Genomic DNA, 18,141 nt, shown 5'->3' on the forward strand with positions numbered 1-18,141 from the left:
CGATGCCCGGCCTTTCAAGTGGACCAAGACCGCCGACCAGATCCTCGACCGCATCTGCCGCTACTGCTCACGCATCTCCGAACCAGATCACTAGGTCCCGGCCGCCCTACGACCGCCGCACCCAGCCGCAGCGGTTGCGGGTGAGGACTCGGAAACCGAGGGCGGTGAGGAGGCGCAGCTCGGCGGCGTCGTCGGGGTCGGGTCCCGAGTAGGCCAGGAGGCGGTCGACGCGGGCCAGGCGCAACCAGTCGGCGGCATGGGCGACGAGCGCCGTGGCGGTGGTCTCGTAGTCGAGTGCGGGGTCGGTGACGTGCAGGTTTCCGATGTCGGCCCAGGCGGCGTGGGGGGTGAAGCGGCCGGTGCCGTGGAGGTTGGTGTCGATCTCGATGTAGCCGGCCTCGTCGACGGTGAGGCGTGTGCCGTTGATGCCGACCGAGCGGCGGACCTTCCTGCCGAGGGCCACGTCAGGGGTCGGGGCCGGCAGGTCCGCCACGTCGGCGAGGAGCAGGAACTCCGTCCGGGTGTGCCGGAATCCGGCCCGCTCGTAGAGGTCGGCGATGTGCGGCCACTGGTCGGGGACTCCGCAGAAGGTAGGAGCGGGGAGGTCTCCACCGGCCGTCACGGAGCCGACCCGCCACCGGGCGAACTGCGCCAGGCAGGCGGTCAGCAGCGCCTCGGCGGCCGGGACGCAGTCCGGGATGAACCGTGCGGCCGGGCCGTCCGGAGAGACCGGCCAGTACACCAGCCAGCAGACCTCACCGACGTTCCGGTAGGCAGGACCGACGGTCTCGTCCGAGCCGTAGCGGAGCAGGTGCGCCGCGGCGACGACACGCCCCCGCTGCTCGGCGACCAGCGTGCTCCGTTCGACGACCCACGGGTCGACCACGAACTCGGCCGGATCGCGGGCGAGTTGACCGAGCACGGCGTTGACCGAGACCGACAGGCCGGGGACGGTGGCCGCGACGTGCGCGTTGACCAGATCGGTGACCTGGTCGCGGTCGTCGCGACGGAAGGGACGCACGGTGAAGTCGGACATGACTGACTGGCCTCCGAAACACGTCATGGGGGAGCTGAGGGAGGCCGCTGCCGGTGCGGTATGCGGAAATCGTACCGGCCACGTGGACAGGAAAAGCGCAACTTCGACAGGGCCCGCGGAGGCAGTTACCTTCACCTGCCCCCGACCAAGGAGAGACGCGTGCCCCGTCTTGCGCTGTACACCTTCGGCGTCCTGAAGTCGCCTCTCGTCGATCCCGCGCCGCTCACGCGCGAGTTCTACGACGTGGGTGAGGCCGTCTACCGGAAGATCAGTCAGCAGCCCGGATACCTCGGGCATGCGGAAGCCGCGGACGGCGACCAGGGCATGCTCTTCGAGGCGGACTGGGGTGTGTGGGGAGAGTTCGCCGTACCGGCCTGGTACGGCAAGGGCCGTACGGTGGCGACCACCGCCCTGGCCACGACCCTCTCGCTCTGGACCGACCTGCGCCCCGCCTTCGACGCCGTCTACACCGGGCTGCACCGTGAGGCGCTGAACCGGCGTTACGACTGGTTCGAGAGGACAGGACACCCGAATTACGTGTTCTGGTGGGTCTCCGACGGCGTGATACCCACCTGGCAGGACGGGGTCTCCAGGCTGGAGCACCTGCACGACCACGGCCCCGCGCCGCACGCCTTCACCTTCCGCCACTCGTTCGCCCCGGAGGGCAGTGCGCGCGGGCCGTACCCGATGGCCGGGGAATAACCGGAGGCCCCCTCCTGTTACGTCGCGCAGCGACCCACGAAACGTCACGAGCAACAGGAGGCACCCCACCATGGCCGCAGACGCCGTAGAGGAGATCCGGGGCACCGCCCAGGGCACCGCTCCCGTCCCCCTCTCCGTGCTGGACCTGGTGACCGTCGGCGCCGGCCGGACCGCCACCGACGCCCTGCGGACCAGCGTGGACATCGCGCGCCTGGCCGAGAAGCGCGGCTTCCACCGGTACTGGGTCGCCGAGCACCACTCCATGCCCGGCGTCGCCTCCTCCTCCCCCGCGGTGATCCTGGCCCACCTCGCCGCCCACACGGACCGCATCCGGCTCGGTTCGGGCGGCGTCATGCTGCCGAACCACGCGCCGCTGGTGATCGCGGAGCAGTTCGGGACGCTGGAGGCCATGGCACCGGGGCGGGTGGATCTGGGCCTCGGCCGGGCGCCCGGCACGGACGGGGCCACCGCCGCCGCCCTGCGCCGCACGGACCGGCTGGGCGAAGGCGCCGACGACTTCCCGCAGCAGCTCGCCGAGCTGATCCGGTTCCTGGACGACGACTTCCCCGACGGGCACCCGTACGGGCGTATCCACGCCGTGCCGGGGCCCGTGCAGGCGACCTCGCCCGGGGGCGTGCAGTCGGCCCACCGGCCGCCGGTATGGCTGCTCGGCTCCTCCGGGTTCAGCGCGCGGCTGGCCGGCACCCTCGGGCTGCCGTTCGCCTTCGCGCACCACTTCTCCGCGCAGAACACCGTCCCGGCGCTCGACCTGTACCGGGACTCCTTCCGGCCGTCCGCCGTCCTGGACGCGCCCTACGCCCTCATCGGCGTCTCCGCGCTCGCGACCGACGACGAGAAGGAGGCCCGCCGGCAGGTGCAGGCGGCCGCGCTGAACATGGTGCGGCTGCGCACGGGCCGGCCGGGGCTCGTGCCGACGCCCGAGGAGGCCGAGGCGTACGACTTCAGCCCGATGGAGGAGGAGTTCGTGCGGTCCTGGAACGCCAACGTCATCCACGGCACCGCCGACGAGGTGCGGACCGGCCTGGACGACCTGCGCAAGCGCACCGGCGCCGACGAGCTGATGCTCACCGCCAACGCCCACGGCGGCGACGTGCGTCTGCGTTCCTACGAGCTGATCGCCGACGCCTACGGCTTGCCGACCGCCTGAACCCCGGCCGCGCCGGGCCCGGCGGAGCCCAGCAGCGCGGAGATGCGGTCCGGTGCCACCGGTCGGGAGTACAGCCAGCCCTGACCGGTGTCGCAGCCGATGCGGCGCAGGCGGGTCGCCTGGTCGGAGGTCTCCACGCACTCGGCGGTGACGGTCAGGCCGAGCCGGTGCGCGAGCTGGACCATCGCCTCGACGATGACCTCGTCGGCCGGGTTGGCGGCGCCTGCGCCGGCTCCCGCGCGGGGGCCGCCGTCCGCGTCGCCGTCCGGTACCGCGTCGTACTGGAAGCCCCGCACGAAGGCGCCGTCCAGCTTCAGGACGGAGACCGGGAGCCGGCTGAGGTAGGCCAGGTTCGAGTAGCCGGTGCCGAAGTCGTCGATGGCGATGTGGACGCCCATGTCACTGAGCGCCTTGAGGACCTGGAGCGGTCGGCCCGCCGAGCCCATGACCGCCGACTCGGTCAGCTCCAGCTGGAGCAGGTGCGGGGCGAGGCCCGTCTCCTCCAGGGTGCGGGCCACGTCCGCCACCAGGTCGGAGTCCCAGACCTGGCGGACCGCCACGTTGACGCTGACGAAGATCGGCGGATCGTCCGGGTGGGCGAGCTGCCAGCGGCGGGCCTGGTGGCAGGCCGTGCGCAGGATCCAGCGGCCGAGCGGAACGATCGAGCCATCCTCCTCCGCCAGTGCGATGAACCGATTCGGCGCCAGTACGCCGAACTGAGGATGATTCCAGCGGATGAGCGCCTCGACGCCCCGCACCCGGCCGTCCTCCATGCCGACCAGCGGCTGGTACTCCAGTGCGAACTCGCCGCGCTCGATGGCGGGACGGAGCGTGGCCGCGAGCGCCTGGCGCGTCATGCGGTTGGCGTTGCGCTCCGGGTCGAAGAGCGTCCAGCGGGCCCGGCCGTCGGCCTTGGCCCAGTACAGGGTCGTGTCGGCCGCCTGCATCAGGGCGGTGGGGGTGGTACCGGCGGTGTGGCGTTCGACGACGCCGACCGAGGCGGTGACCGACAGGCGGCGGTCGGACAGCTCGAACGGCGGCTGGAGGGCCGCCAGAACCGCTCCGGCCAGGTCGGCGACCTGGTCGGTGCCCAGGGAGTCCTCCACGAGGAGGGCGAACTCGTCACCGCCGAGCCGGGCCACCAGCGGGGCGCCGCCCGAACGCGCGTCGGCGGCCTCCTCCGCGCACCGCGTCAGCCGCTCGGCCACGGCGGCCAGCAGCCGGTCGCCGACGCGGTGGCCGTGGGTGTCGTTGACGGCCTTGAAGCCGTCCAGGTCCAGGTAGCAGACACCGATCCGGCCGGTGCCGCCGTGCTCGTACGTCTCCGCCTCCAGGGCGGCGGTCAGCCGTTCGAAGAACAGGGCGCGGTTGGGCAGCCGGGTCACCGGGTCGTGCATCTGGAGGTGGCGCAGCCGCGCCTGGAGTTCGCGCCGCGCGCTGACGTCGGCGACGGACAGCAGGAGGCCCGGGGTGTCCCCGGCGTCGGCCAGCGGCTCGACCGTCACCTGCGCCCACAGGGAGTGCCCGTCGGCCCGCTTCAGCCGCCGGGTGCAGCGCAGCCGGGGCTGCCGGCCGCGCAGCACCTCGCGGTAGGCGTGCCAGATACCGGCGTCGGAGGCGAGGTCGACGAGGTCGGCCGCCGCGCAGCCCACCAGCGCGTCGGGGTCGTTGCCGAGCAGGGTGCCGAGGGTGTCGTTGGCGCTGACGACCAGGCCCTCGGCGTCGACGACGGCCATGGCGAGGGGGGCGGCGGTGAACACCGAGCGATAGGCCGCGGGTCTCTCGCGCGCCGTACGAGGAGCCAGATCTTGGTCACTCTCTGTGACGGCTGACCGGTCGAGGTCTGCCGCGGACGTCGGCCCTTCGGAGGTTCCGTTCACCGCTCGCTCCCGCAGTGCCTCGATCTCTGTTCGTGCTCTGTTCGTGCAGGAAAGTGTGCCGATCATAGAGGCTGACACCGGGCCCTTCCAGCCGCCTTTCCGCGTTCCGGACCGAGCGGCCACTCTGAGAGATCGTTTCTGCTCACACCTGGACGGGTTCTTCATGCCTCCGACCAGTTGTGACGTTCCGTGAGTGTTGCCGGGGTGTCGACCGGGAGGCCGACGACGAAACCACGGACGGCTCACCCATCCGGTGCAGGCGAACAGGGCGTAATACGACAATCATGCACAAGCTGGGTGCGGTGTCCCGTCGACCGCACCCGGAGGTTCATGTGCCACGCCTGCGCAGCACGGCGGCGGTGTGCACCACCATGTCGGCGCTCGCGGCGACCTCCCTGATCACCGCCCCCTCGGTCGCCGAGCCGTTCTCACCGGAGCCCTGCGCCCTCCAGCGCACCGAGGTGCACCACTCCGAGGGCCTGGACACCTGGAACGCCGCCTATCCGCGGCCCGCCCGCGCCCTGGACGCGGTGATGGTCTTCCTGTCCTTCCCCGACTCCCAGCCGCTGACCTCGCCGGCCGAGCTCACCGCCGACCACTTCCCGGCCACCAGCCGCTTCTTCCAGCAGGCCTCGTACGGCGCCTTCAACCTGCGCCCGCACCCGATGCGGGACTGGATCCCGATGCCGAGCCCGTCGACGTCGTACGCCATACGGCGCGACTGGCGCCCCGAGCACCGGGCCGCCTACCTGCGCGACGCGCTGCGGGCCGCCGACCGGCACATCGACTTCTCCCGCTACGACGTCGTCTACTTCGTCGCGGACCCGGACGCGCCCGGCGTGGACTCCGACGCCACGAAGGTCGTCAACCTGGAGCGCCCGATGCGGGCCGACGGCACCGACGTGCGGCGGGTCGTCACGGTCTTCGAGAACCATCCGCCCGACCGGCTGGTCCTGGCCCACGAGACGGGACACGTCTTCGACCTGCCCGACCTCTACCACCGGCCCGTCGACGGCGAGGGCGACTGGGACACCCATGTCGGCGACTGGGACCTGATGGGCAGCCAGTTCGGACTCGCCCCGGACCTGTTCGGCTGGCACAAGTGGAAGCTGGGCTGGCTGGAACCCCGGCAGGTGGCCTGTGTACGGGGCAGCGGGCCGACCCGGCTGACGCTGGAGCCGCTGGCGGCGGGGCCGGGGGTCATGGTGACCGGCGCGGCCGGGGCGCCGGCCTTCGGTCTCGGGCGGGGGACGAAGCTGGCCGTGGTGCGCACGGGCGCGGACACCGTGCTCGCCTTCGAGGTGCGGAGCCCGGTCGGCAACGACGCCTCCGCCTGCCGGGCGGGGGTGCTGGTGTACCGGGTGCACAGCGGGGCGGAGTCCGGGGGCGGACCGATCGAGGTGATCGACGCCCACCCGGACACCGAGGCCTGCTGGGCCGACTCGGTCTACCCACCCCTCGCCGACGCCCCGGTGGGCCCGGGCGAGAGCTTCACGGTCCCGGGCGAGGGCGTCCACGTGGCGGTGGAGGGACGCTCGGAGTCGGGGGCGTGGACGGTGCAGATCACACCGGGGTGAGCGGAGTCGTGTCAGGGGCGTCCCAGACAACGGAAAGGCCCCTCGCCTGGGCGAGGGGCCTTTCCGTTGTCTGTGCGCCGCCAGGGACTCGAACCCCGGACCCGCTGATTAAGAGTCAGCTGCTCTAACCAACTGAGCTAGCGGCGCCTGCTGACGTCGTAGACCTTAGCATCCTGGTCGGCAGAGGGAAAAATCGAAATCCGCACCGCGGATCGGGCCGCTCTCACGGCCGCCCAGAGCAGGATTTCCGGGCCCGGCAGCCACGGCATGCGGGTGTCCGGCGCGACGAGCCACCGCGACCCGGAACGGGCGGGCCCGCCCGCGGGGGCCGGTACGGTCACCGCGTCCCCGGCGCCGTGACACAGCAGCGGCGGCACCGCGCCCGTACGCCCGTCACCCCTGCCGCGGGCGCTCCACTCCTCCCACTCGAGGAGCGACGGCAGCCGCTGGGCGGTGCCCGGCGCGGCGAACAGCAGCATCCGGCCCCGGAACTCCGCCACCGGGCCGGACCCCGGGCCGTCGTCCCACATCCGGTCCAGCATCCGGCGCCCGAAGATCGCGGGGGCGCTCACCACGTCGAAGGCCGAACCGCAGGGCAGGACGACCGGGGCCTCGGGCCGCTCCTCCCACAGCGCGAGCGTGCTGCGCGGATACGCGCTCGCCGAGGCCAGCCAGGCGGCGCCGTCCGAGGTGACGTCCGAGACGTGGGGCGTGGCGTTGCGTGTGCTGCTCATGCCGCATACATCTACCGGGCGTGAGGGAGCCGCTCCGCTGGGTTGCGGGAAACGGGGACAGGACAGCAGGGAAGGGAGTATCTTGCCCACCCTCCTGGCATATGCGGTCGGGTTACTCCGCCGGCTCGCCGCGCATCAGATCGCGTCCGAACTCCACCATCTTCTTGGCGTAGTCCTCGGTCCACTCGGCGCGCTCGGCGATGTCCGCGGCGGTGAGCCGGTCGAACCGTCGCGGGTCGGCCAGCTGCGCCGCCGCGATCGCCTGGTACTCCATCGCGCGGTCCGCCGCCGCGCGGAAGGCCTGCGTCAGCTCGGTGGCGCGCTCCAGCAGCTCCCGGGGGTCGTCGATCGACTCGAGGTCGAAGAAGTGCTCGGGATCGGCGGCCGCCTCCGCCGGCTCGAAGAGCAGGGGCGCGGGGCGTAGCCGCGGTTCGTTCCGACGCGGCGTGGGCTCCGCCATGTCTTCTCCTCCTCGTACGTCACGACGACCCTCCCCCCGCACGCGGGGGCACTCCGTCGGAGTGGGCCACCGTCCATTGTCCCGCGCCCGCGCAAGAGGGCGGGGGTGCCCGGCGCGGCGCCCGGACACACCCCGCCCCCTGGGGCGGTGCCACGCGGCTCGCTAGCCCGCGTACGTCTCGAACTCGGCGACCTTCGGGGTGCCGGAGGCGCCGGTGATCTCGAAGGTGATCTTCGTCAGGGAGACCGCCGGGAAGCTGATCACGCCCGCCCCGCTGCCGGTGGCCAGCACGGCTCCGGTGCCGTGGTCGACGAGCCGGTAGGAGCCGATGGCGCCCTCGGATCCCGCCGCCTCCCGGATGGCGACCTTGGAGACCGTGACGGGGGACGACCACTTCACGGAGACCGAGCCGGTCGTCCCGGCCGGCGACCAGTACGTACCCAGGTCACCGTCGCGCACGTTGCCGTAGCTGGTGCCGCTCGCCTTGGACGAGCCGTCGGCGCCGGCCCCGACGCTGAGGTTGGTGCCGCTCGGCGGGTCGGTCGGGTCCGGGGACGGCTCGGTCGGGTCGGTCGGGTCCGGGTCGGTGGGGTCCGGGGACGGGTCGGGGTTCTGCGGTGTGCAGCTGCCGTCGGACACCTTGAGACCCTTGTTCGCGCCCGCCGTGGCGCTCACCACGTCCGGTACGCAGGAGGCGGCGTCCAGGCCGTAGGAGTACGGGATGGAGACCGTGGTGTTGGACCGCGGGTCGGGTCCGGCCGGGTTGGTGTCCTCGCCGGGCTCGGACCAGGTCACGTTGTCGAAGATGTTGCCGCTGACCTGCCAGTAGCCGGCCTGGTCGGTGTAGAAGGTGCCGAGGACGTCCTTGGAGTCCTCGAAGTAGTTGTTGTCCACCTTGGCCTTGGCGCCGGCCCGGGAGTTGATGCCGGACTCGTTGAGGCTCACGTAGTGGTTGTTGTAGATGTGCGAGGTGCCGCCGCGCAGCAGGGGGGTGCGGGAGTCGATGTTCTCGTACTTGTTGTGGTGGAAGGTGACGTACCCGTTGGACACGTCGCTCTCGCTGGAGCCGATCAGTCCGCCGCGGCCGGAGTTGCGCAGGACGCTGTAGGACAGGGTCACGTACTGGGTGTTGTCCTTCATGTCGAAGAGGCCGTCGAAGCCCGCCGACTCGCCGCCCGAGGCCTCCAGGGTGGTGTGGTCGACCCAGACGTTGCGGACGTCGCTCTCCATGCCGATGGCGTCGCCGCCGTTGGAGGTGGGCGAGCCCGACTTCTTGACGTTCCGGACCGTCACGTTCTGGATGATGATGTTGCTGGACTCCCGGATGTGGATGCCCAGCTGGTCGAAGACGGCACCGCTGCCGACCCCGACGATCGTGACGTTGCTGATCTGCTTCAGCTCGATCTTGTCGGCGGCCGTGCTGCAACTGTCGCCCGACACCTTGCTGGTGTTGCCGTGGTTGATGGTGCCCTCGACCTCGATGGTGATCGGGGTGGCGCTGTCCGCCCGGCCGCACAGGGCCTGGTGGATCGCGGTGCCGGTGGTGGCCCGGACCGTCTGCCCGCCCGCGCCGCCGGTCGTGCCGCCGTTCTGGGTCGCGTAGCCGGTGGCGCCACCGGCCGCTGCCGCCGCCTCGGGCATGGCCAGCACCACCCCGGTCGCGGCGGCGAGGGCCAGTGTGCCCAGCGCCGCCTGGAGTCGCAGCGCGACGGGTCGTCTCATCCTCGGTCTCCCCTTCGTCTTCACATGCCGGAACGAATGGACTGTCGCGATCATGTCAATACGACAGTCGGGAAAGCGCTTTCTCGGCGTGAGAATAGGGTTCGGGCCGAGACCTGACAAGGGGTCAGGTGTTTTCAGATAGTGGAATGGTAGGCATGTATGTGAACCGCACTGGCGTCGATGTGCACCCCGAGCGGAGCTGCGGTACGCTCAAGCTGCCTGATCACGGGGGTCAACCCCCAAGAACCGGCAGTGCGTTGGTGGTCCAAGGAAAGACGCCCCACTTCCCGTGGGGAAATGCAGGTGCAAGGCCTGCCCAGCGCTCCATGGAGAACCCCGGCCCCGCAGCAGCGGGACCGGGGTTCTCGCGTGTCACGACCCCTGACAGGGCCCTCAGGCCTGCACCACCGGCTCCCGGGTGAAGAGCGCGCCCAGTTCCGGAGCGTTGACCCGGCGGTCCGCCAGACGCAGGCCCTCCCAGATGGTGACCTGGTTCGCCGTCAGGACCGGCTTGCCCAGCTCCTTCTCCAGGGCCGGGATGTGGGCCGCCGTGTGCAGGGCGGTGTCCGGCAGGAGCACCGCCTCCGCGTCCGGGCGGTCGGCGGCGCGGGCCAGCGCCAGCACCTCCGCCTCGGTCCAGGTGCCGACCTCCGCGGCCGTGATGATGCCCGAGCCGACCACGTCGACCACCTCGATGCCGGCGGCCCCGAGGAACTCCGCGAAGAGCTGTGCCACGTCCTGCGGATAGGTCGCGCCGATCGCGACCCGCCGCGCCCCGACCTCCCGCACCGCGTGCACGAAGGCGAACGAGGTCGACGAGGCCGGCAGTCCCGCCGTCTGGGCCAGGCCGCGCACCTGTTCCTGCGCGCCCGCCCAGCCGTGCACGAAACTGCCACTGGTGCAGGCCCACACCACGGCGTCGGCGCCGGCCAGCCGCAGCTCCTCGACGCCGGCCGCGAGCCGCCGCGGCGAGCCCATCTCCAGCAGGGCGTCCACCCGGTGCGCGTCCTCGCCGATGTCCGTGTGCACCAGGTCCACCCGGATGTCGCTGCCCAGCAGCTGCTCGATGCGTGGATAGTCGTCCTCGCCGGAGTGGCCCGGGTACAGGAACCCCAGTGCTGTCATGTCCACCCTTCCTGCTGCTGTTCGGTGTCCGGGCCGTCCGTGACGCCCGGCATGTCCGCCACTGCGGGGCCGGCCGGTCCCGGCACCGCGGGGCCGGTGCGCGCCGACGGATCGGTCAGCGCCTGGTACGGCCCCACGGCACGGGTACCCAGTCGGCGCAGCGCCGCCCACATCGTCACTTGGTTGGCCGAGATCACCGGGATCCGCAGCTCGGCCTCCAGCTGCGGGATGACGTCGTAGGTGGGGAGGTTCGTGCAGGAGATGAAGAGGGCGTCCGCCGTGCCGTCGCCCGGTACCGCCTGGCGCGCCATGTCGGCCACGTCGCGGTACGGCACCTTCCAGATGTGCCGGGTCAGCCCCATGAAGGCGCAGCCCGTGACCGTCACTCCGGCCTCGGCGATGTACGCCTCCAGCGACCGGGTGACCGACACGGTGTACGGCGTCACCAGCGCGAGCCGGCGCACACCCAACTCGGCCAGCGCGTCCAGCAACGCGCCGGAGGTGGTCACGGACGGGACCGCGCCCGCCCAGGTCATCGCCTCGCACATCGCCCGTTCGCCGGCGACTCCGCCGACGAAACTGCCCGAGGTGCAGGCATAGGCGACGACCTCGGGGGCGATGGCGTTGAGGGTGCGCACCGCCTCACCGAGGGTTTCGTGCTCGCTGACCATCCGCGCGAGGTCCAGACTGACCTCGACGGGCACAAAAGGGGTTCGCGTCATGTGCAGCGAGACGTCGTCGGGCACCCATCGCCACAGCTCGCGATCGAGTGCGAAGTCGAACGGGGCGACCACGCCGACCCCGCGTTGCGGAGCTGGTCCGCCGAGAAAGGAGATGTCCATGGCACGCACCGGCCTCACACTGAGGAAGGAGAGGGCAACGCACCGTTACGCACGGCCGTGTTGACGAAGGTAGGTTGCGGTGCGAGCGTGGTCAATCCGCCCGCGTCACTCCCAGGTCAACAGCCGGTTAACTTCCGCGTCAACACCCGAACGGCCCCCAGTCCCCCCGTACCGGAGACAAGCCTGCCGATGAGCACGCCCACGCTTCTCGTCCTGGACGCCGAACCACTCCCCCGACTGGGCCGGCTGACCGGCCGGGCCCGGATCGAGCACACCGACGCGAAGTCCCTCGCCGAGCGGTTGCCGCACGCCGACGTGCTGCTGGTGTGGGACTTCACCTCGCACGCGGTGCGCGAGGCGTGGCCCGGCGACGGCCCGCGGCCGCGCTGGGTGCACACGGCGAGCGCCGGGGTGGACCATCTGATGTGTCCGGAGCTGGCCGATTCCGAGACGGTGGTGACCAACGCGCGCGGTGTCTTCGACCAGCCGATCGCCGAGTACGTCGCCGCGCTCGTCCTGGCGATGGCGAAGGACCTGCCGACGACCCTGCGGTTGCAGGGTGAGCGGACCTGGCGGCACCGCGAGTCCATGCGGGTGGCCGGAACGCGCGCCTGTGTGGTCGGTTCCGGGCCGATCGGGCGGGCGATCGCGCAGACGCTCAAGGCGCTCGGCATCACCACCGCGCTGGTCGGCCGCACCGCTCGCACGGGTGTCCACGGGCCGGACGAGCTGGACCGGCTGCTGGCCCGCGCCGACTGGGTGGTCGCGGCGGCGCCGCTCACCGACGACACGCGCGGCATGTTCGACGCCCGGCGGTTCGGGGTGATGCAGCCCTCCGCCCGGTTCGTGAACGTGGGGCGGGGGCAGCTGGTCGTGGAGGACGACCTGGCCGAGGCGCTGACCAGGCGTTGGATCGCGGGTGCCGCGCTGGACGTGCTGAGCCGGGAGCCCCTCGCGCCGGAGAGTCCGCTGTGGCGGGTCCCCGATCTGATCATCTCCCCGCACATGAGCGGGGACACGGTCGGCTGGCGGGACGAACTGGGTGCGCAGTTCGTGGATTTGTTCGAGAGCTGGGCGACGGGCCGGCCGCTGGCGAACGTGGTCGACAAGAAGCGCGGATACGTGCCCGGACACTGACGTCCCAGGAAGCGGGAGGGTGCATGACGGACCTCGACCTCACCGAGCTGACCGCGGTACAGCTCGTCGACGGTTATCGCAAGGGTGTCTTCAGCCCCGTCGAGGTGACCCGGGCGGCCCTGGAGCGGGCCGAACAGATCCAGCCGGAGGTGAACGCCTTCGTCCGGCTCACCGGTGAGGAGGCGCTCGACCGGGCCCGGCGGGCGGAGGAGCGGTGGCGGCGCGGGGAGCCGTGCGGGCGCCTGGACGGGGTGCCGGTCACGGTGAAGGACATCCTGCTGACGCGCGGTCAGCCCACCCTGCGCGGCTCCCTGGCCGTCTCCCCGGACGGCCCCTGGGACGAGGACGCGCCTTCCGTCGCCCGGCTGCGCGAGCACGGCGCGGTGTTCCTCGGCAAGACGACCACGCCCGAGTACGGCTGGAAGGGCGTGACGGACTCGCCGCTGTCCGGCATCACCCGCAACCCGCACGACCCCGCCCGTACCGCGGGCGGCTCCAGCGGGGGCGCGGCGGCGGCCGTGGCGCTCGGGGCGGGGCCGCTGGCGCTCGGCACGGACGGCGGCGGGAGCGTGCGCATCCCGGCCTCCTTCTGCGGCGTCTTCGGCCTGAAACCGACGTACGGGCGGGTGCCGCTCTACCCGGCGAGCGCGTTCGGCACCCTCGCGCACGTCGGCCCGATCACCCGGGACGCGGCGGACGCGGCGCTGCTCCTCGACGTCATCGGCACCCCCGACGCCCGGGACTGGTCGGCGCTGGGGCCGGCGCCCGGGTCGTACACCGAGGCCCTGGCCGGCGGGGTGCGGGGGCTGCGGGTGGCGTACTCGCCCTCGCTCGGCGGGCAGGTGGCGGTGCGCCCGGCGGTGGCGACGGCGGTCCGGCGGGCGGTGCAGCGGCTGGCGGAACTGGGCGCGTTCGTCGCGGAGGTGGATCCCGACTTCTCGGACCCGGTGGAGGCCTTCCACACGCTGTGGTTCAGCGGGGCGGCACGCGTGGTGCAGCATCTGCGGGCGGGTCAGCGGGAGCTGCTCGACCCCGGGCTGCGGGAGATCGTCGGGGCGGGCGCCCGGTACTCGGCGCTGGAGTACCTGGCCGCGGTGGACGTCCGGATGGAGCTGGGCCGGCGGATGGGCCGCTTCCACGAGGAGTACGACCTGCTGGTCACGCCGACGCTGCCGATCACGGCGTTCGAGGCGGGCGCCGAGGTACCGAAGGGCTCCGGCCACCGCCGGTGGACGGGCTGGACCCCCTTCACCTACCCCTTCAACCTCACCCAGCAGCCGGCGGCATCGGTCCCAGCGGGCACCGACGCGGACGGCCTCCCCATCGGCCTCCAACTAATCGCCGCCCGCCACCGCGACGACCTGGTCCTACGCACGGCACATGCGTTGCAGGCGGACCCGGCGTAGTCCCGGGCCCGGCGCAATCCGGGCCCGGCGTAATGCGGGCCCGGCGTAATCCGGGCCGTGCCCGAGCGGGGCCGTGCCCGAGCGGGGCCGTGCCCGAGCGGGGCCGACATGAGCCGGGCCCGATACGGGCGGGGTCGGCACGGGCGGCCCGGCATGAGCGGGCCGGCATGAGCCGGGCCCGGCCCCCCCGCGACGCGTAGCACCCGCACGAGCGCGCCCACCCGAAGGGGGAGGCGACGCCCGCCCGACGGGGGGGGCGACACCCGCCCGGCGGGGGGCCGATGCCTGCCCGGCGGGGCCGACCCGGCACGGCCGCACAGCCCCCGCCCAAGCCACGACGCCGCGCCCCACGAAGACCCCACGCCCCCGCCCGACGGCAGGACCACGCCGCGGGCGAGATGGCCAGCACCCCGCGAGGCTGCCGGGCACCCGGCGGGGGCCGGAGGCGCCCAGCGGGGGGGCACCCGGCGAGGGGCGGGGGCGCCCAGCGGGGGGGCCGGGGCACCCAGCGAGGGGACCAGGGCCGCCCCCGGCGACGGACCCCCGCCCTCCTCCGCCCAACCGCCGGAGGCTTACGCGCGGCGGAAGCTCAGGGTTTCTCCCGCCGCCCCCGTGCGCCACAGGTCGTTGCAGGCCTCGGCCATCGCGGGCAGGCCCTCGATGATCTGGCCCCAGACGGTGCCGGGGACCCAGCCGACGTCCGCGTTGAGCAGGAGGTTGTTGCGCTCGTAGAACAGGGCGAGGTCGACGAGGGTGGTGCCCGGGCGGACCTCCCGGTCGTAGCCGTACGCCTTGGTGCCCAATTCGGCGCCGGCGAAGGCGAAGTAGCACAGGTCGCCCGGAATGGGCGTTACCGTCGGATTCTCCAGTGGTGGCTCGGATGTCGCGAAGGGCGGGAAGAGGGCGTAGATCTCGTTGCGCGCGTATTTGGCGTGATACACGTCGCTGCCGAGAGGGAGGGCGTCCCAGACGGCCTTGCAGGTGATCGGGGCCCGGTCGTCGAGCAGTTGGGCCGTGCAGGTGATTCCGCGCTTGACCAGCGAGACTTCGATGTAGCGATCAGCCATGCCTCCATGGCAGTGCCCCGCGGCCCCGCGGTCAAGGGCGCCGGGCCGAGGTATCGGACTGAAAACGGTCGGCATAACCCTTCCCCCATCGGGTAGCTGCGCGCCCATGGCTCCACCACACAGAACCCCGCCAAGGGGTATATCCGACCAAAGGTCCAGGACAGCCGGGCCCACACGCCGGTCGCTGCTCGCGGGGGTCGCGGCGCTCGGCGCACTGGGGGCCGCCGGCTGCTCGCGGGTGGCCACCGCGTCCGACGTGGAAGGCGGTGACCTTCTCGACCGGCTCAAGGCACAGGGCGTCGCACGGCTCGGCATCGCGGGCGAGATCCCCTTCGGGTACATCGACAAGAACGGTGAGCTGACCGGCGAGGCCCCGGAGCTGGCGAAGGTCATCTTCAAGCGCCTCGGAGTGGACCGGGTGCAGCCGGTGCCGACGGAGTTCGGCTCGCTCATCCCCGGGCTGGCGTCGCAGCAGTTCGACGTCGTGGCGGCCGGGATGTACATCAACCCCGAACGCTGCCAGCAGGTCATCTTCTCCGACCCCGACTACCAGATGCTCGACGCGTACATCGTGCGCAAGGGCAACCCGCTCGGGCTGCGCAACTACAAGGACGTCGTCGAGAAGAAGGCCAAGTTCGCGACCGGCACCGGCTACGCCGAGATCGCCTACGCGGTGGAGCACGGGTACAAGGAGGACGACATCCTGATCGTCCCCGACCAGGTGGCCGGCCTCAACGCCGTCGAGTCCGGGCGCGTGGACGTCTTCGCGGGAACGGCGCTGACCGTCCGCGAGGTGGTCAAGAAGTCCAGCAAGGCCGAGGCGACCGAGGCCTTCTCGCCCATCATCGACGGCAAACCGCACGTCGACGGCGGTGGCTTCGCCTTCCGGCCGAACGAGACCAACCTGCGGGACGCCTTCAACGTCGAGCTGCAGAAGCTCAAGAAGAGCGGCGAACTGCTGCGCATCCTCAAGCCCTTCGGTTTCACCGAGAACGAGATGACCGATCTGACCGCGAAGGAGCTGTGCGGCGGATGACCTCGGGACTGTGGGAACTCGTACTCCAGGGCGTCTGGGTCACCATCCAGCTGCTCTTCTTCAGCACCCTGCTGGCGATGGCCGTCTCCTTCGTGGTCGGCATCGCGCGCACCCACCGGCTGTGGGTCGTCCGCTTCCTCGCGGGCCTCTACACCGAGGTGTTCCGCGGCACCTCCGCGCTGGTGATGATCTTCTGGGTGTTCTTCGTGCTGCCCCCGGCCTTCGGCTGGCAGCTGGTGCCGATGTGGGCGGGCACCCTGGCGCTGGGCCTGACCTACGGGGCGTACGGCTCCGAGATCGTGCGCGGCTCGCTCGCCGCGGTCGACCCGGCGCAGCGGGAGGGCGGCATCGCGCTGAGCTTCACGCCCTGGCAGCGGATGAAGCTGATCCTGCTGCCGCAGGCCGTGCCGGAAATGATCCCGCCGTTCTCCAACCTGCTGATCGAGCTGCTCAAGGGCACCGCCCTGGTCTCGATCATGGGCATGGGCGACCTGGCGTTCAGCGGCAACCTGGTGCGGCTGGCGCTCCAGGAGAGCGCGGAGATCTACACGTACATCCTGCTGATCTACTTCGTGATCGCGTTCCTGCTCACGCGGGTGATGCGCGGCCTGGAGAAGAAGCTGAAGGCGGGCGTCGGAAAGGCGCCCACGCGAAAGCCCGACACGGAGCTGAAGCGGCCTGAGACGAGCAACGTGGGGGGTGCCGCCTGATGAACTGGGACTGGAGCGCGGTCTCCGACTTCATGCCGCACTTCTGGGACGGTCTGCTGGTCACCCTGCAGATCCTGGTCCTCGGCTCGCTGGTCTCCTTCGGCCTGGGCCTGGTGTGGGCGCTGCTGATGCGGGTGCCGAGCCGCTGGGTGACCTGGCCGGTCGGGGTGGTCACCGAGTTCATCCGGAACACTCCGCTGCTGGTGCAGCTGTTCTTCCTCTTCTACGTGCTGCCCGAGTGGAACATCACCTTCTCGGCGCTCACCACCGGTGTGGTCGCCATCGGGCTGCACTACTCGACGTACACGATGCAGGTCTACCGGGCCGGCATCGAGGCGGTGCCGGTCGGCCAGTGGGAGGCCGCGACGGCGCTCAACCTGCCGCTCGCGCGGACGTGGACGGCGGTCATCCTGCCGCAGGCGATCCGCCGCGTGGTGCCCGCCCTGGGCAACTACGTGATCTCCATGCTCAAGGACACGCCGCTGCTGATGGCGATCACGGTGCTGGAGATGCTCGGCGAAGCACGGCTGTTCTCGCAGCAGAACTTCCAGTTCACCGAGCCCCTGACGGTGATCGGTGTGGCCTTCATCATCATCTCCTACCTGGCCTCCCTTGCCCTGCGAGCCCTGGAGCGACGCCTTGTCCACTGACACTCTTCCCAACCCCGAGAAAAGCCCCGAGCGAGGCGGCTCCGAGCTGATCCGCCTGGAGCGGGTCACCAAGCGGTTCGGGGACAACACCGTCCTCGACAACCTCGACTTCGCCGTGGACGCGGGCAAGCACGTCACCCTGATCGGGCCGTCCGGCTCGGGCAAGACGACGATCCTGCGGCTGCTGATGACGCTGCTCAAGCCCGACGAGGGCACGATCACCGTGGACGGGCAGAAGCTGTTCCCGGCGACCGAGAAGGAGCGGCGGGAGGTGCGCAAGCAGATCGGGATGGTGTTCCAGCAGTTCAACCTGTTCCCGAACATGACGGTGCTGCGCAACATCACCGAGGCGCCGGTCACCGTGCTCGGTCTGTCCAAGGACGAGGCGGTGGAGCGGGCCAAGGAGCTGCTCGACATGGTGGGCCTCGGCGACAAGTGCGACGCCCACCCGGCCCAGCTCTCCGGCGGCCAGCAGCAGCGGGTGGCGATCGCCCGGGCGCTGGCGATGCGGCCGAAGGTGCTGCTCCTCGACGAGGTGACCTCGGCGCTCGACCCCGAGCTGGTCGCGGGCGTCCTCGACCTGCTCCGGGACATCGCCCGTAGCACGGACATCACCATGCTGTGCGTGACCCACGAGATGAACTTCGCCCGGGACATCTCGGACCAGGTGCTGATGTTCGACTCGGGCCGGGTCATAGAGGCCGGCCCGCCCGAGAAGATCTTCAGCGAGCCGGAGCACGACCGGACGCGGGAGTTTCTCAGCGCGGTCCTGTAATTGCGCGGTGCGCCTGCCCCAACGTCCGAGGTCGGGACGTTGGGGCAGGCCACTGGCATGTGCCAGAGGGTCTGCGTCGCAGATGGGGGCCCCGAAATCCGGTCAACACGCCCT

At 71.5% G+C, this 18,141-nt stretch carries 17 protein-coding genes and 1 tRNA gene; 9 read left to right on the forward strand and 9 right to left on the reverse strand.

The window, feature by feature from the left end:
* Positions 1–106: 106 nt before the first annotated feature.
* Positions 107–1,036 (reverse strand): GNAT family N-acetyltransferase, encoded by a 930-nt coding sequence (locus ACFC1X_RS21500; RefSeq protein ID WP_376355928.1) that lies wholly within the window; start codon positions 1,034–1,036, stop codon positions 107–109.
* Between the two features lie 159 nt (positions 1,037–1,195).
* Between ACFC1X_RS21500 and ACFC1X_RS21505 the strand changes: the two genes are divergently transcribed.
* Positions 1,196–1,738 (forward strand): DUF3291 domain-containing protein, encoded by a 543-nt coding sequence (locus ACFC1X_RS21505; protein ID WP_376355930.1) that lies wholly within the window; start codon positions 1,196–1,198, stop codon positions 1,736–1,738.
* 70 nt (positions 1,739–1,808) lie between these two features.
* Positions 1,809–2,906 carry an LLM class flavin-dependent oxidoreductase gene (locus ACFC1X_RS21510; RefSeq protein ID WP_376355932.1) on the forward strand — a complete coding sequence of 366 codons (1,098 nt, stop codon included), beginning with the start codon at positions 1,809–1,811 and terminating at the stop codon, positions 2,904–2,906.
* Here ACFC1X_RS21510 and ACFC1X_RS21515 read toward each other — a convergent pair.
* Positions 2,885–4,786 carry a putative bifunctional diguanylate cyclase/phosphodiesterase gene (locus ACFC1X_RS21515; RefSeq protein WP_376355934.1) on the reverse strand — a complete coding sequence of 634 codons (1,902 nt, stop codon included), beginning with the start codon at positions 4,784–4,786 and terminating at the stop codon, positions 2,885–2,887. The two genes, ACFC1X_RS21510 and ACFC1X_RS21515, sit on opposite strands and share 22 nt — an antisense overlap.
* A gap of 284 nt (positions 4,787–5,070) precedes the next feature.
* On the opposite strand from ACFC1X_RS21515, the gene ACFC1X_RS21520 reads away from it, so the two are divergent.
* Positions 5,071–6,363 (forward strand): M6 family metalloprotease domain-containing protein, encoded by a 1,293-nt coding sequence (locus ACFC1X_RS21520; protein ID WP_376355936.1) that lies wholly within the window; start codon positions 5,071–5,073, stop codon positions 6,361–6,363.
* Between the two features lie 73 nt (positions 6,364–6,436).
* On the opposite strand, the gene ACFC1X_RS21525 is transcribed toward ACFC1X_RS21520, so the two are convergent.
* From ACFC1X_RS21525 to ACFC1X_RS21550, 6 genes are all read right to left on the reverse strand, one after another.
* Positions 6,437–6,510 (reverse strand) — tRNA-Lys (locus tag ACFC1X_RS21525).
* Positions 6,501–7,097 (reverse strand): bifunctional DNA primase/polymerase, encoded by a 597-nt coding sequence (locus ACFC1X_RS21530; protein WP_376355938.1) that lies wholly within the window; start codon positions 7,095–7,097, stop codon positions 6,501–6,503. The genes ACFC1X_RS21525 and ACFC1X_RS21530 overlap by 10 nt, the downstream gene beginning before the upstream one ends.
* 112 nt (positions 7,098–7,209) lie before the next feature.
* A complete protein-coding gene (locus ACFC1X_RS21535) occupies positions 7,210–7,557 on the reverse strand; it encodes a hypothetical protein (protein WP_376355940.1) in 348 nt (115 codons plus the stop codon).
* Positions 7,558–7,719: 162 nt separating this feature from the next.
* The gene (locus ACFC1X_RS21540) at positions 7,720–9,279 is read right to left on the reverse strand and encodes a polysaccharide lyase family 1 protein (protein WP_376355942.1); all 1,560 of its coding nucleotides are present in this window, start codon (positions 9,277–9,279) and stop codon (positions 7,720–7,722) included.
* Between the two features lie 393 nt (positions 9,280–9,672).
* Positions 9,673–10,404 (reverse strand): decarboxylase, encoded by a 732-nt coding sequence (locus ACFC1X_RS21545; RefSeq protein ID WP_376355944.1) that lies wholly within the window; start codon positions 10,402–10,404, stop codon positions 9,673–9,675.
* Entirely contained in the window at positions 10,401–11,246 is an 846-nt protein-coding gene (locus tag ACFC1X_RS21550) for a decarboxylase (RefSeq protein WP_376355946.1), read from the reverse strand. Before ACFC1X_RS21550 ends, ACFC1X_RS21545 begins: the two co-directional genes overlap by 4 nt.
* A gap of 189 nt (positions 11,247–11,435) precedes the next feature.
* On the opposite strand from ACFC1X_RS21550, the gene ACFC1X_RS21555 reads away from it, so the two are divergent.
* On the forward strand, positions 11,436–12,383 hold the full coding sequence (locus ACFC1X_RS21555; RefSeq protein WP_376355948.1) for a D-2-hydroxyacid dehydrogenase: 948 nt from the start codon (positions 11,436–11,438) through the stop codon (positions 12,381–12,383).
* A 23-nt stretch (positions 12,384–12,406) separates the two neighbouring features.
* Complete coding sequence (locus tag ACFC1X_RS21560) at positions 12,407–13,789, forward strand: amidase (RefSeq protein ID WP_376355950.1); 1,383 nt, start codon at positions 12,407–12,409, stop codon at positions 13,787–13,789.
* Positions 13,790–14,361: 572 nt separating this feature from the next.
* Here the strand turns inward: ACFC1X_RS21560 and ACFC1X_RS21565 are convergent.
* Entirely contained in the window at positions 14,362–14,856 is a 495-nt protein-coding gene (locus tag ACFC1X_RS21565) for a DUF3830 family protein (protein ID WP_376355952.1), read from the reverse strand.
* Between the two features lie 106 nt (positions 14,857–14,962).
* Between ACFC1X_RS21565 and ehuB the strand changes: the two genes are divergently transcribed.
* Genes ehuB through ehuA form a run of 4 tightly spaced genes read left to right on the forward strand, consistent with a single transcriptional unit; the run spans position 14,963 to position 18,027 of the window.
* Entirely contained in the window at positions 14,963–15,892 is a 930-nt protein-coding gene (gene ehuB, locus ACFC1X_RS21570) for an ectoine/hydroxyectoine ABC transporter substrate-binding protein EhuB (RefSeq protein WP_376355954.1), read from the forward strand.
* Entirely contained in the window at positions 15,889–16,602 is a 714-nt protein-coding gene (ehuC, locus tag ACFC1X_RS21575; RefSeq protein WP_376355955.1) for an ectoine/hydroxyectoine ABC transporter permease subunit EhuC, read from the forward strand. Before ehuB ends, ehuC begins: the two co-directional genes overlap by 4 nt.
* The gene (gene ehuD / locus ACFC1X_RS21580; RefSeq protein WP_376355957.1) at positions 16,602–17,252 is read left to right on the forward strand and encodes an ectoine/hydroxyectoine ABC transporter permease subunit EhuD; all 651 of its coding nucleotides are present in this window, start codon (positions 16,602–16,604) and stop codon (positions 17,250–17,252) included. Before ehuC ends, ehuD begins: the two co-directional genes overlap by 1 nt.
* Complete coding sequence (ehuA, locus tag ACFC1X_RS21585; protein WP_161331221.1) at positions 17,242–18,027, forward strand: ectoine/hydroxyectoine ABC transporter ATP-binding protein EhuA; 786 nt, start codon at positions 17,242–17,244, stop codon at positions 18,025–18,027. The genes ehuD and ehuA overlap by 11 nt, the downstream gene beginning before the upstream one ends.
* Positions 18,028–18,141: the final 114 nt, after the last annotated feature.

The sequence above is a fragment of the Streptomyces sp. NPDC056128 genome, from assembly GCF_042263835.1.
In the GTDB taxonomy this organism is placed as follows: Bacteria; Actinomycetota; Actinomycetes; order Streptomycetales; family Streptomycetaceae; genus Streptomyces.